The sequence below is a fragment of the Schaalia odontolytica genome, assembly GCF_002847525.1.
Taxonomy (GTDB): domain Bacteria; phylum Actinomycetota; class Actinomycetes; order Actinomycetales; family Actinomycetaceae; genus Pauljensenia; species Pauljensenia odontolytica_B.
The window spans coordinates 129559-142348 of the sequence record NZ_PKKM01000003.1 but is presented as its reverse complement, the minus strand read 5'-3'; the positions used below and the strand labels follow the sequence as shown (position 1 = coordinate 142348).

General features: G+C 67.1%; 9 protein-coding genes and 2 tRNA genes. 9 read left to right on the top strand and 2 right to left on the bottom strand.

Annotated features, from left to right (window positions below; genetic code table 11):
* Nucleotides 1–76 precede the first annotated feature (76 nt).
* From CYJ22_RS02810 to CYJ22_RS02795, 4 genes are all read left to right on the top strand, one after another.
* Nucleotides 77–149 (top strand) — tRNA-Arg (locus CYJ22_RS02810).
* Between the two features lie 15 nt (nucleotides 150–164).
* Complete coding sequence (locus CYJ22_RS02805; protein WP_101600900.1) at nucleotides 165–1079, top strand: DMT family transporter; 915 nt, start codon at nucleotides 165–167, stop codon at nucleotides 1077–1079.
* Nucleotides 1080–1107: 28 nt separating this feature from the next.
* Complete coding sequence (locus tag CYJ22_RS02800; RefSeq protein ID WP_101600897.1) at nucleotides 1108–5316, top strand: prevent-host-death family protein; 4209 nt, start codon at nucleotides 1108–1110, stop codon at nucleotides 5314–5316.
* Nucleotides 5309–5530 (top strand): toxin, encoded by a 222-nt coding sequence (locus CYJ22_RS02795; protein WP_070835923.1) that lies wholly within the window; start codon nucleotides 5309–5311, stop codon nucleotides 5528–5530. Before CYJ22_RS02800 ends, CYJ22_RS02795 begins: the two co-directional genes overlap by 8 nt.
* Nucleotides 5531–6028: 498 nt before the next feature.
* Here the strand turns inward: CYJ22_RS02795 and mscL are convergent, their stop codons facing one another.
* Complete coding sequence (mscL, locus tag CYJ22_RS02790; RefSeq protein WP_007588999.1) at nucleotides 6029–6427, bottom strand: large conductance mechanosensitive channel protein MscL; 399 nt, start codon at nucleotides 6425–6427, stop codon at nucleotides 6029–6031.
* Between the two features lie 266 nt (nucleotides 6428–6693).
* Complete coding sequence (locus CYJ22_RS02785; protein WP_034496654.1) at nucleotides 6694–7365, bottom strand: 5-formyltetrahydrofolate cyclo-ligase; 672 nt, start codon at nucleotides 7363–7365, stop codon at nucleotides 6694–6696.
* Nucleotides 7366–7405: 40 nt separating this feature from the next.
* Here CYJ22_RS02785 and CYJ22_RS02780 point away from each other — a divergent pair, with 40 nt between their 5' ends.
* The 5 genes from CYJ22_RS02780 to CYJ22_RS02760 all read left to right on the top strand — a co-directional run bounded on the left by CYJ22_RS02780 (nucleotide 7406) and on the right by CYJ22_RS02760 (nucleotide 11600).
* Nucleotides 7406–8329 carry a UTP--glucose-1-phosphate uridylyltransferase gene (locus CYJ22_RS02780; protein ID WP_016460371.1) on the top strand — a complete coding sequence of 308 codons (924 nt, stop codon included), beginning with the start codon at nucleotides 7406–7408 and terminating at the stop codon, nucleotides 8327–8329.
* A 5-nt stretch (nucleotides 8330–8334) separates the two neighbouring features.
* Nucleotides 8335–9561 carry a molybdopterin molybdotransferase MoeA gene (locus CYJ22_RS02775; protein ID WP_101600895.1) on the top strand — a complete coding sequence of 409 codons (1227 nt, stop codon included), beginning with the start codon at nucleotides 8335–8337 and terminating at the stop codon, nucleotides 9559–9561.
* Entirely contained in the window at nucleotides 9558–10256 is a 699-nt protein-coding gene (locus tag CYJ22_RS02770) for a GNAT family N-acetyltransferase (RefSeq protein ID WP_101600893.1), read from the top strand. Before CYJ22_RS02775 ends, CYJ22_RS02770 begins: the two co-directional genes overlap by 4 nt.
* Nucleotides 10257–10411: 155 nt before the next feature.
* The gene (locus tag CYJ22_RS02765; protein WP_101600891.1) at nucleotides 10412–11383 is read left to right on the top strand and encodes a hypothetical protein; all 972 of its coding nucleotides are present in this window, start codon (nucleotides 10412–10414) and stop codon (nucleotides 11381–11383) included.
* 141 nt (nucleotides 11384–11524) lie between these two features.
* Nucleotides 11525–11600 (top strand) — tRNA-Ala (locus tag CYJ22_RS02760).
* Nucleotides 11601–12790: the final 1190 nt, after the last annotated feature.

Genomic DNA, 12790 nt, shown 5'->3' with positions numbered 1-12790 from the left:
AACCCCGCGTCCGCAGCGCGGGTGAGGGGGCAGCGGTGCGCGCACTTTGCTACAGTGGGCCCGGACAACTTGTCACGCCCTCGTAGCTCAGGGGATAGAGCACCGCTCTCCTAAAGCGGGTGTCGGACGTTCGAATCGTCTCGGGGGCACAGTAGAAGGACGCCATGCGCAACGCTCTCGGGTATCTCGTGACCGTCGTGGCTGCCCTGTGCTGGGGCGCCTCTGGTGTCTCCGCCGACTACCTCATGGAGCATCACGGCATCGAGCTGACCCTCATCAGCTTTTTCCGCATGTTCGTCTCGGGCATCCTCGCACTCGTTTACGTTCTCGCGCGCTCGCGCGGGGTATCCGCTCGTCATCGAGAATTGGTGTCTACGCCGCGCAACTGGCGAGACCTCGTGATCTACGCGTTTTTTGGGCTTGCGGCCTGTCAGATCACCTACATGGGGGTGATTCGCGCGTCGAACGCGGGCACCGGCACCGTCCTTGAGTACCTGGGCCTCATCCTCATCGTCGTCTGGGTGTGCCTCACCCACAGGCGATGGCCGCGTGCCTCCGAGGTGATCGCCATCGTCCTCGCCGTGACCGGCACCTTCCTGCTGTGCACGCACGGGTCGCTGGACTCCCTCGTCATTACGCCCACCGCTCTCGCCTGGGGAGCCGTCGCCGCGCTCACGCTGGCGACCTACACGCTGCTTCCCGCTCGGCTCATTGCCGCCTACGGTGCGGACGTCGTCGTGGCATACGGCCTGCTGATCGCGGGTGCGTGCGTTGGCCTGGTCGGTCGGGTGTGGCGATTTGACATCACCTGGACGCCCGACGTCGTGCTCGCCATGTTCATCACCGTCGTCCTCGGCACCGCCGTCGCCTTCACTGCCTACCTGTGGGGCGTGGACCGCATTGGGCCAGTCAAGGCGTCGCTCATCGGGAGCCTCGAGCCCATCGCTGCGACCGCCTTTTCCGCCCTTGTTATGGGAAGCTCCTACACGGGCATCGACATCGTTGGCATGGTACTTATCGTCGGCGCCGTTGTGACCATTTCCGTTGTCGACCTCCTCCGGGCGCGCCGCGTCACATAAGAGGGCGGTGCTGCCGTAGGGTTAAATCGTGGTTCCTAGTATCTTTTCGCGCCGTTCCGCCCCTGAGCCCGAGGCCCCCGAGGCCTCGTCCACCTCGACGCACCCGACCACCCTCGTCGGCTCTGCGCGCGAGAAGTGGCGCTCACGCCTCGACCAGGACATCGCCGCAGACTCCACGTCGCTGCCGACGCTGTCCCTGTCCGGCGCGCACCCCGGAGGCCTCGCCCAGCTCTACACGGAACACCCCGTCCGCCTGAGCCTCCTCATCCGCGAACCCATCGCGCTGGGTCGCGCTCTCGAGCGTGCGCGAGCGATCATCGCCCGATCCGAGCAGCGCGCCAGCGCCCACGGCACCGGCCCCATCCACCTGGGGATCGGGACCGCCTCGTGGGGCGCGGGAATCGACGCGGTGACCGTGCCCGCGCTGCTGCGCCCTGTGCGCCTCGTGCGCCGCGATGACGACGTCCTTATCGCCCTGGGCCGAGGAGCCATTCTCGCCCCCGAACTCAGCGACGCCCTGCGCGAGCACGGAGTCGATGTGGACGGTGAGACTGTGCTGGCCAAAGCCAGTGGAACCCACGGTTTCTCCTCCTCGCAGGCAATGAATGCTCTGCGCGACCTATGCTCCGCGCTGCCGCGCTTCGATATCCGTGACGAGCTCGTCATCGGCCTGTTCTGTCACCCCGCAGCCGCGCTTGCAGCCAGCCTCCGTGAAGACGTGACCGCGCTCGAAGATTCTGCTGTCATTCGCGCGCTCGCGGGCGACCAGGACGCTCGCAATGATCTGCGCGCCGACGCGCACGAGCCCAACCCCTGCGACCGTGACCCGTGGGCGGAAAAGGGTGTTGGCGACCTCATCCCCGTCCAGCAGGACGCCGTCGAAGCGGCCTCCGACGGACATAGTGTCTTCGTTGACATTCCGGCCCACAGTGACGACGCCTCCGTGGTCGCGGCGATTCTCGCTGATGCGGCCGCGACGGGCCGTTCCGTCCTGCATGTGTCGACGTCGCCCTCGCGCTCGATCGCCGCGTACACGCGCCTCTCCGACCTCGGTCTGGCTGACGTCGTCGCGAACATCGACGGCTACTCCGATGCCCGGCGCACTCTGGCGGCTCGCGTGTCGAGCGCCATGGATGATACCTCCCCTGTCGTTGACCAGGAGAGTGTGGACACGATGCGTGCCCGCCTGCGGCAGGTTCGCTCTGCGCTGTCCTCCTACGCCGTCGCCCTGCACGAGCCATACGGCCGCTTCGGGGTCTGCGCGGCCGATGCCCTGCGCGCTCTGACGGACTTGACGAGCGGTGAGAACGCACCCACGACGCGCGTTCGCCTCTCCGAAGAGACCCTCTACGACATTGCCGTGGACCAGGGTGAGAGTGCCCGAGCACTCCTGCGCGAGGCCATCGCCTCCGGCACACTCTCGGGTTCCTCCTCGTCCGCGTGGGGCAATGCGATCCTGACCTCCGACGAGCAGGCGTCGGACGTGCTGCTGCGCGTTGACCGACTCTCCAAGTCCCTGCCCGAACTGCGTGTCCACATCGCTTCTGTTGCCGGTGAGGCCGGTATTAAGCCCGCCGGAACTCTGGCGCAGTGGGACCGCCAGCTTGCCATGTTCGATGGCATCGCAGATGTCCTTGACGTCTTCCAGCCGCGCGTATTCGAGCGCAGTGCAGCCGACATGGTCATTGCAACCGCCCCCAAGCAGTGGCGCAAGGAACACGACATTTCGATGGGACGGTCGGAGCGCAACCGCCTCGTCAAGCAAGCCCAGGACCTCGTGCGTCCCGGCGTGCACGTTCCCGACCTGCACCGCGCCCTCATCCGTGTCCAGGAGCGCCGCGACGCGTGGTGTGCGGTGTGCGGCGAGGAGTCGTGGCCCATTCTCCCGGCAAAGATCGGTGAAATCTCGGCCCTGACCGACGCGGTGCGCGACGACCTTGACGCGATCGCGCCCGTGTTCGCCGCCGAGGAGCCGGACCTGGTGGGCACCCACCTGCAGCGCCTGACCACGCTCATTGAGCGCTGGGCTGGCGACACCTCCGCCGCCCGGGAGGTGCCCGCGCGCCTTCAGATGCGCGAGCGCCTTGCCGCCCGCGGCCTCGACAAGCTGGCCCAGGACCTCGTCGATCGCAACGTCGATGACAGCGCGATTGACACCGAGCTCGACCTCGCGTGGTGGGCCTCGCTGCTGCGCGCCATGCTCGCCGCTCAGCCCGCCCTGGGCGGTGTCGATCCTGCCGCGCTCGAGGATCTCGCCCGCGAGGGGCGCGAGCTGGACGAGGAGCAGGTGGCGTCGCTGGTCCCGCAGGCCATCACGGGCGTGCGGCGTATTCGCACGAACGCCCTTGCCGCGCGTCCGAGCCAGTACGAGGAGCTGCGCGGAATCCTGGCCGACGGGAAGACGCCCAGCGATCTTGATCTCCTCGTCACCTACCCGCTGGTGCGACACCTGCTGCCCGTTCTTATGACGGTTCCCTCGATGGTCCCCACCCTGGCACCCACGGGACGCACTGTCGACCTTGTCGTCCTCGACGGAGCGGACGGTCTGTCCCTGGCCGAGCTCGCGCCGATTATTGCGCGCGGTCACCAGCTGGTGGTCATCGACGATCTGGCTGCGGCCTCTGAGGGTGGTGCGACCCGAGAACTGGCTGACGTCCTGCCGCTCCTGCACGTCGAGCCCGGCCCGCGTCGCCTCAACGACCAGGTTGCCCTGCTGCTGGCCCGCTACGGCTACGAGCATGCAGGTATTCCCGTGCCGTGGACTGCTGCGAATGCGCCGGTGTCGGCCCGCTGGGTTGAGGCGACGGGCATGCCCGCCCCGGGTGCGCACGCGATTGAATCGACGGCCGCCGAAGTGCGGGCCGTCGTCGACGCCGTCATCGAGCATGCGGTGGAGTCCCCCGAGCGCTCTCTCGCCGTCGTCGCCCTGTCCGACCGCCACGCCGGGCGTATCCGCGACGCCCTGGAGAGCGTGCGCGCCGAAGAACCGGGTCTGGCCTCGTTCTTTGACCCCGCGACGCCCGAGCCCTTCGTGGTTGTCGGCCCCTCCGAGGCCGTCGGCCTGACGCGCGAGTCGCTGATCGTCTCCGTCGGCTTTGCGAAGACCCCGCACGGGCGCGTCATCCACGACTTTGGTGTCCTCTCCAGCGAGGCCGGCGCGGATACTCTCGCCGAGATCCTGCGCGCGGTGCGCGGGGACCTGACGCTCGTGTGCGCGCTCCACAGTGAAGAGATCGACCGAGATCGCCTCGGTCACGCGGGTTCGCGCATGCTTGTGGACCTCATCGAGATTGCCGAAGGGCACGCCGGTGAGGGGATGGACGCGTGGCCGGTCCTGGCCGGCGAGCCGGACCGCCTGCTCGTCGACCTGGCCGAGCACCTGTACTCGCGCGGGCTCGAGGTCGTCGCCAACGTCGGTATTCCCGGCGGTATGCGGATCCCGCTCGCGATCGGTCACCCGGAGTCTCCGGGGCGGCTGCTCCTCGCTGTGCTTACGGACGACGAGGAGTACCTGTCGGAGCCCAGTCAGCGCGTGCGTGATCGTGCACGTCCCCGTTGGCTCGAGGAGCAGGGCTGGGCCGTGTACACGGCTCTGTCGATGGCGCTGTTCATCGACCCGGAGAAGGAAGCATCCGTGATCGTGGACGCCGTCCTGGACGCACTCGAGAAGCTGCGCGCCACCGAGGAAGAGCCCGTCGTCGAGGTCCCCGAACGCATCTCCGATGACGAGGCCGCGGACGAGCGCGTGGAAGAGCGCGCGGAAGAGGCTTCCTCTGATGAAGGTGACGGTGCCGAGGTGGCGGATGACGCCTCGGATGCTTCGGCCTCCCCGCGCATGCCGATGCTGGACGACGGCCTCGACGAGGAGTCTAAGCGTCGCAAGAAGGCCGACGAAGACACCACCGGCATGCTGCTCGCCATCAAGCGCAAGGAGCGCGCCTCCGAGGAGAACCGTGGGCCTCGCCCCGCGATCGCCAAGGGCCTGCCGCTGGCCGCCTACTCCGACGACCAGCTCGACGAGATGGCCGCCTGGGTGCGTTCCGACAGCGTCGAGCGCACCGACCTGGAGACCGCCGAAGAGCTGCGCGAGGCCCTGGGCATCACGCGACGCGGCTTCCAATCCGACGCGGTCCTGGGCAACGTCGTGCGCCGCACGAAGCCCACGGTGAGCGCGCAGGAATCTGACGAGGCCTCGGCCTCCGAGGACGCGCAGCCGGAGGATTCCTCCGATGAGTGAGCCGACGCCGCGCAAGCGTCGCCGCGTCGCCCGCTACGTGTCCGACGTGGACCGCCGCCTCATTGAGGAGGGCTTGCCGCCCTCCTGGGAGGATCGCGTACGCCCCGAGGATACGCGCCCCGGCTCCATGGCTGACGCCCCCGACCGGGGCGACGGCGCTAACGATGCGCGGCTGCTCGAGAACGTGCCGCCGCACGCGCAGGCGCGTGTGTAGGGGTGGCGTAGACGCGGGTGTCCGGATAGGTTGTGCGCATCCGGATAGGTTGTGCGCATCCGGATAGGTTGTGCACATCTGGATAGGTTATTAAGCTATCCGGATCTTCATTACCTATCCGGATGTTGTTTACCTATCCGGATAGGTGCGTTATCCGGGCAGCGCTGCCCGATAGATGTTCGTGCGGGGGCCTGTGGAGTGGCTCCTCGCTCGATCACGTCGTTCCCACCAATCTCGCACGTAATTCCTCGCAGGCTATTTCAGCTATTGAAATAATGTCGTTGCAATTGCAACGTTTTCTTGAGGTGCTCAAAAGTGACCGGGGTGAATTATGTGCGAGATTTGAGGGGAAGTGTGCGTGATGGGGTGCCGCGGCGCAGCAGGGGAGGGAGGGAGAGAGCCGGGGTGGCCGGGCGGTGCTCGCACGTAGTGATACAAAAAGGCGGGGCCGATGCAATCGCATCGGCCCCGCGTCCCTCACGAGGAGGGATCAGATGCTCAGTGGCGCGGCGTGCCCTGGGCGAGGGCGTCGCGGATCTCCGTGAGGAGCTTGACCTCGTCGGAGGCCTCGGGCTCGGGAGCCTCGTCCGCAGCCTTCTGGCGGCGGGCGTTGAGGGCGTTCATGGGCACCACGATGCAGAAGTAGATCGCGAAGGCCATGAGGATGAAGTTGATGACGGCGGTGATCAGCAGGCCGAACTTCACGTCGCTACCGTTCAGGGTGAGGATGAAGGCGTCCGAGAAATCGGGCTTGCCGATGACGGCCGCGATCAGCGGGTTGATGATGCCGTCGACCAGGGCGTCGACGATGTTCTTGAAGGCGGCACCGATGATGACACCGACGGCGAGCTCGACGACGTTACCGCGAGAGATGAATTCCTTGAAACCCTTGAGCATGGCTTCTCCTGTGTTGAATGAGGCCGGCCGGGCCGGCAAGTCTGAATCGCCGAAGTGCCTCGGCGTGGCGGCTCTGTGCCGCCGGGGAGCGCGCGCCGCGTCGGCGCTCGTTTACCGTTGAAAACACTAGTGGGGACTTTCGTCTTACGAACAGTGATTAGGGAGTAATGTTCGTCGCACTTTTTGTAATTCGGTCAGCGAGGTGCAGATTTAGGCCGAAAAGTCCGGTGTGAGAGGTATGTGACAAACGGCCGTTGGCGTAGCGGTTAGCAGGAAAAACGCTGGAAAAAGGCCGATCGGACGTTTGTTGCAATCGTGCGTGTCGGCGTGATGATCGCATCGACGGGAACGTCGTGAGGCTCCGCAGGAATTACTCCGGCCTCCAGTACCTCGTCGTCAAAAATCGCCGCAACGACCGGGGTGCCGGGGCGGCGGTGCACGAGCGCGCGGTCATACCAGCCTCCGCCCTGGCCGAGGCGAGTCCCGTCCGCGGATGCGGCGAGCGCCGGAATAACAATCAGATCCGCCTCCTTGAGCGACTCCGCGCCCCGCGCCTCGCCGTCCGGCTGAGCGGGAGGTCGCCCAAGCGTCACCAACGCCCGGCCCGCCTCCCACAATCCCCAGCGCGGTTCGCCGAGGGGAGCCCCGGCCTCGTCGAGGAGGACGGGCAGGAGCGCGCGGGGGAATAATCCGAGCGCGAGGGACATGTCGGGTTCGAGGGGGGTGGGGGCGAAGAGCGCGGGCAGGGTGACTCCGCCCATCGACGAGGCTAGGGCGCGGATCTGGCGAGCGATTCCCTCTGCTTCGGCGCGGTCGCGCACGGGAATAGGGGAGGGACTGAATTCCGAGGTGACAGGGGCCTCGAGTGCGGGCATGCCAGCGCGCCGGGCGCGGCGCCTGCCACGCACCTCCGCGCGGAGAGTTGTTTTTGTGGCCATCGTCTCCCTCTTGGGCGGTTTCTTCGCTACTCTGTGAAGTATGTCAGATAAAAACCAGCCAGTAGTGCACGCTGTCGTTCCCTCGGCCGGTCGCGGAACCCGCTTCCTGCCCATCACGAAGTCCGTGCCCAAGGAAATGTTGCCCGTCGTCGACCGGCCCTCGATCGAGTACATCGTGCGCGAGGCCACGGATGCCGGCATCGAAGACATTCTCTTCGTGACCCGCGCCGGCAAGCAGTCGATCGAAGACTACTTCGACGCCGAACCCGGCCTCGAGGCCGACCTCGAGAAGGCCGGCAAGGAAAAGGCCCTCGAGTACGTCAACGAGTACAAGAAGTACGCGCGCGTCCATTCCGTGCGCCAGGGCCACCCCCTCGGCCTCGGCCACGCGATCCTGCAGGCCAAGTCCCACGTGGGCGACGCCCCCTGCGCGGTCCTGCTGCCCGACGACCTCATGGAGCCCGGCTCGCAGCTGCTGCGCAAGATGATCCAGGTGCGAGGTGCCCTGGGCGGCACCGTCGTCGCCCTGCTGAAGGTCACCCCCGAGCAGGCCACGGCCTACGCCTCGACCGCCGTCGAGGTCCTGCCGATCCCCGAGGGTGTCGACCTCGAAGAAGGTCAGCTCATGCGCATCACCGACGTCACCGAGAAGCCCCCGCTCGAAGAGGTCAAGTCCGAGTACGCGGTCGTCGGCCGCTACCTGCTCGACCCGGCTGTGTTCACGGCCCTCGAGAACATCGAACCGGGCGCCGGCGGTGAGTATCAGCTCACAGATGGGTACGCGCGCATGATCGACCTCCCCGAAGAAGAGGGTGGGGGGTTGTACGGTGTAGTCATCGACGAGCGACGCTTCGATACCGGGGACAAACTCGGCTACCTCGAAGCTAACGTCACGCTCGCCCTTGAGGACCCGGCGCTTGGAGCGGAACTCAAGGAGTTCCTGCGCTCCAAGCTCGAGGACTAACAACTATGCGAAGCGTTGCCGACTTCTACCAGGACTGCATGGCCGTTGCCCACGCGCTGCCGCCGCTCGACGTTCAGCTCGCTGACGCGGTCAGCTGTGTGCTCGCAGAGGACGTGCAGGCCCCCTTTAACCTCCCGGTCGCCGACCTGTCGGCGTGCGACGGATACGCCGTTCGCATCCGTGACTGTGAGGGAGCCACCCTGGAGTCGCCGGTGACGCTTCCCGTCACCGAGGAGATCCGCGCCGGCGCCGTCGACCCGGCGGCCCTCGTGCCCGGCACCGCGATCCGCATCGCGTCCGGTGCGCCCATGCCTTCGGGCGCCGAGGCCGTGGTCTCCCTCGAGTTCACGGACCACGGCATCGCCCAGGTTGCCCTGCGTACGGCCCCCGCCAACGGCGAGAACATTCGCCGCCGCGCGGAGGACGTTGCGCAGGGTGACACGGTGCTGCGCTCCGGCACGCGTATCGGTGCCCGCCAGATGGCTCTCCTCGCCGGCGTGGGCCGCGACCGCGTGCTGGTCCACCCGCGCCCGCGCGTCGTCATCATCTCGATCGGCGACGAGATCGTCGAGCCCGGTGGTGAGGCCCGCCCCGGCACCGTCTTCGACGCGAACGGTCACGCCCTGTCGACGGCCGTTGCTGACGCCGGCGCACAGACCTTCCGTGTCGCCGCCGTCCCGGACGAACGCGCCCGCCTGCGCGAAACCATCGAGGACCAGCTGGTGCGCGCGGACCTGATCCTGACGACCGGCGGCATCTCCTACGGCAGCGGCGACACTGTGCGCGAGGTTCTCGGTGCTCTCGGCACGGTTCGCTTCGACAACGTCGCCGCATGGCCCGGTCACATCATGGGTGTGGGCACCGTCGGCGCCGAGGACGGTCAGCCCGGCACTCCCATCGTTTGCCTGCCCGGTGACCCCGTCTCCGCCCAGGTGTGCTTCGAGGTGTTCGTTCGCCCCGCGCTGCGCCACATGCAGGGCTGGACCGCCGTCAACCGTCCCGTCGTGCGCGCCGCCATCGACCGCTCCTGGTACTCCCCGCGTGGTCGCCGCGAGTTCGTGCGCGTGCGCCTGACCGGCTCCCCTCGCTCCGGCTACAACGCTGCCGTCATGGGCACCCCGGCCTCGTTGCTGCTGTCCGCGCTCGCGGACTCCAACGCCCTCGCGGTCGTGCCTGAGGACGTGACCACCGTGCGTGCGGGAGATAGCCTCCAGTGCCTGGTCCTCGAATGAGGTGTTTCTTCCGCCGGCGCACGTGCGTGTGGGGGCGCGACATCGAGATGGTCACGCTGCGCGTGGCTGATCCGGTGGGCCGGGGTTTCCTGCGTCCCGGACCGGAGGGAAGCGAGAATCCGCGTGAGCTCGTCGTGCGTCCCGTTCACGGCGAAGAGCATCGTGCGCTGGACGCCGTGCGTCGCGCCGACGGGCACTGGCTGCGCCCCTGGGAGGCAACGCTGCCCCCGGAGTCCCTCGAGCATATTCCGACGTTCTCCCAGTACGTGCGCCGCGCAGACCGCGATCAGCGGAACGGCAACGCTCTGATTTTTGGCGTGCAGATCGATGATCGCTACGTGGGTCAGTTCTCCATCTCGAACGTGCACTGGGGCGCGATGTCCTCGGGCATGCTCGGCTACTGGATCGTCTCAGAGTGGGCTGGACGAGGCCTGGGGTCCCTCGTGGCTGCTCTTGTCCTCGACCTCGTCGTCGGCGAGCTGGGCCTGCATCGCGTCGAGGTGTGCGTGCGTCCCGAGAACGAGCGGTCTTTGGGCGTGTGCCGAGGCCTCGGTCTCGTCGAGGAGGGCCTGCGCCCCCGCTTCATGCACATCGGCGGCCAGTGGGCGGACCATGTTGCGTTCTTTATTGATGCTGAGTCCCTGCCTGAGGGTGGCCTCGTGCGACGCCGCTGGGGGAGTTCGGCGATCGACTGAGTCAGTCGGTTTCTATGGCTGCTGGGCGTTGCGCGTGGGGCAGATGTTACACGTGTGACACCTGGGGAATCTTCTCTTTTTACCGAAAGGTTTGAGAGTCCGACACGCGTCCAACGCGCAAAGCCCGACACCCCAAACGCCCGTACGTTGAGGGGGTGGAGATCGGTGGACTCGTCATCGTCGCGGTATTCGTCGCGCTTTTTGCGACCGTACCGTCACTCGTCGCACGCCGTCGAGCGATTGTCCAGTCTCGTGAAATCGACCGTTTTTCGCCGAAACTGCGCATCATCCACACGAATAAGACAGAATTAGACACATGCGACCACGCCAGCGGAACCATCCTGGCGCGGGGAGCATTGACGAGCGGAGGCAGCATGTACCAGGGCACCACGGGACGTAGCCGCCCCGTTATCGACCGACGCAACAACAAAGCGGTTCGCGACATCGCAAAGCTGCGCGCCCGCCGCGCCGCCCGCCTCGCCGCCGAAAGCGCAGCCGGACGTCGCCGCATGGTCGTCACCGGCATCTGCGCCCTTGCAACCGTTGCTCTCGGCATCGTCATCACCGCGACCTCCATCGCGTGGGCGTGGATCGCGATTCCCGCCGCCGCCCTCGTGGCTTCCCTCGCGGCCTCCCGCGTCGCGGCTGTCCGCTCTCAGCAAGCATCCGAGCGCGAGCTCGAGCTCCTTACCAAGCTGCGCGGCGACGTGCGCGGTGCCGGCCGCGCCACCGCCGCTGCCCCTGCGGAGCCTCAGGCTTCGTCTTCCTCCTCCTCGGAAGAGGTCACCGAGGTGGCCGAGGCCACGGAACCCCAGACCGGCTCCGTTCCCTCCCTCGTTTTCAACGTCGACGTCCCCGAGGTCGTCGAGGTGGCCGACACCCCGGCCCGCGCCTGGACCGTCGTCCCCGTCCCCGCCCCGACCTACGCGTCGCGTGAGCGCGTCCGCGGCCGTATCGTCCACGCCGACACCGACCTGCGCGGCATCCCGCGCATCGCCGCCGCCGTCCCAGCTCGCCCGATCGCCCAGACCGCCCAGGTGGGTGCCCGCTCCACCGCCGAGGTCGTTGCTGACCAGGCCGTCGCCCTCGACCTGGATGCCGTCCTGGACGCGCGACGCGCCCAGTAGGGGACCTCTCAGCTGCTGATGCCGCGCCGCGGGCCTCCGGGCTCGCGGCCCGGTCGTATGCGTGGGCTCCGTGTCATGCCGCACGCGGCGGTGGTCGGCTTGCATGGCTGATTGTGATGGTGCTAAGCTGTTCGAGTCCTTGGGGCTATGGCGCAGTTGGTAGCGCGTCTCGTTCGCAATGAGAAGGTCGGGGGTTCGAATCCCCCTAGCTCCACCACAGGCCGACATCCGATCCGGATGTCGGTTTTTTGTATGCCTGGGCGCTGGTGCGGTGCCGGGTTGTTGTGTTGCTCGTGGCGCCGCTGGTGTTCCGGGCGCCGTCGGGCCCGGCCGCTGTATGTGCCGGTGGGCGGCGGCCCGCCCGCGAGATCGCCACACGCGAGCCTTCGGCTCGGAGTGGTCGATCTCGAGGCCCGCCCTGGCCCTGCCGCCACCCACCGGCACCGCGGCCAGGCTATCCGGCGCCCTCCACACCGGCGGCAGCTGGTGTCTCGAAGCCAGGCCAGGCACAGCCGCCGCCCATGGGCACCGCAGCCTGGCCCTCCGGACCCTCCGGCGCCCTTCACACCGGCGGTACCTGGTGTACTGATGGTGTTGCGCGTCGGCTCGAAGACCGGCCAGGCCCCGCCACCGCCCACCGGGACCGCGGTCTGGCCCTGCCACCGCTCACGGGCACCGCGGTCTGGCCCTTCGGTCCCTCCGGCACCCTCCATACCGGCGGCACTTGGTGTGCGGTTGTGTCGACTGGCTCCGCATCCACCTTGTATGCGGTACAAAGTTCGCCCTGCTCGGGTTGTTGGTGGCCAAAGCGGTACAAAGTTCGCCCTGCACGCACGAAACTCGCCAAAACGGGCCATTTCGAGCGAGCAGGGCGAGTTTTATACCGCACATGCAATGAGGAGGGGTGTGCAGGGCGATTTTTGTACCGGAAGCGGGGACGTATGGCTCGTGCAGGGCGAATTTTGTCGCGCCCTCCGGCACCGTCATCAGGCCCCGAACCCCTCCACAGGCACTGAGGCCAGGCCGTCCCGTGTGCCGCTGCCCTCCAGATCGGCGAAACCTGCTGCGTACGCGGATAGGTTATAGGCATCCAGCCAACCTATCCGCATGGGCCCAGGTCTGTCCTCGCGTGCTTGCCGCGCCGTCGGCCGTGGGGGTTTTGCAGCATTAGAAGGCGGCTATCGGCGTGTCGCCGGCGTGTCGGATCTCTAATGATGCAATTCCCCCCGATCAATGGTGTGCAAGCCATGACTCACGAGGGTTGGTGCCCAAAACGCAGACCACCTCGGTGAAATACGTTGAAAATGGGCTCTTGTAGGTGAGGTGGTCTGCGTTTTGGGCAAATCGGCTGCTGATGGGGCGCGTTGTTTGCGCGTGAACCCGCTATTCCGAGCGTTAACCTGCGCT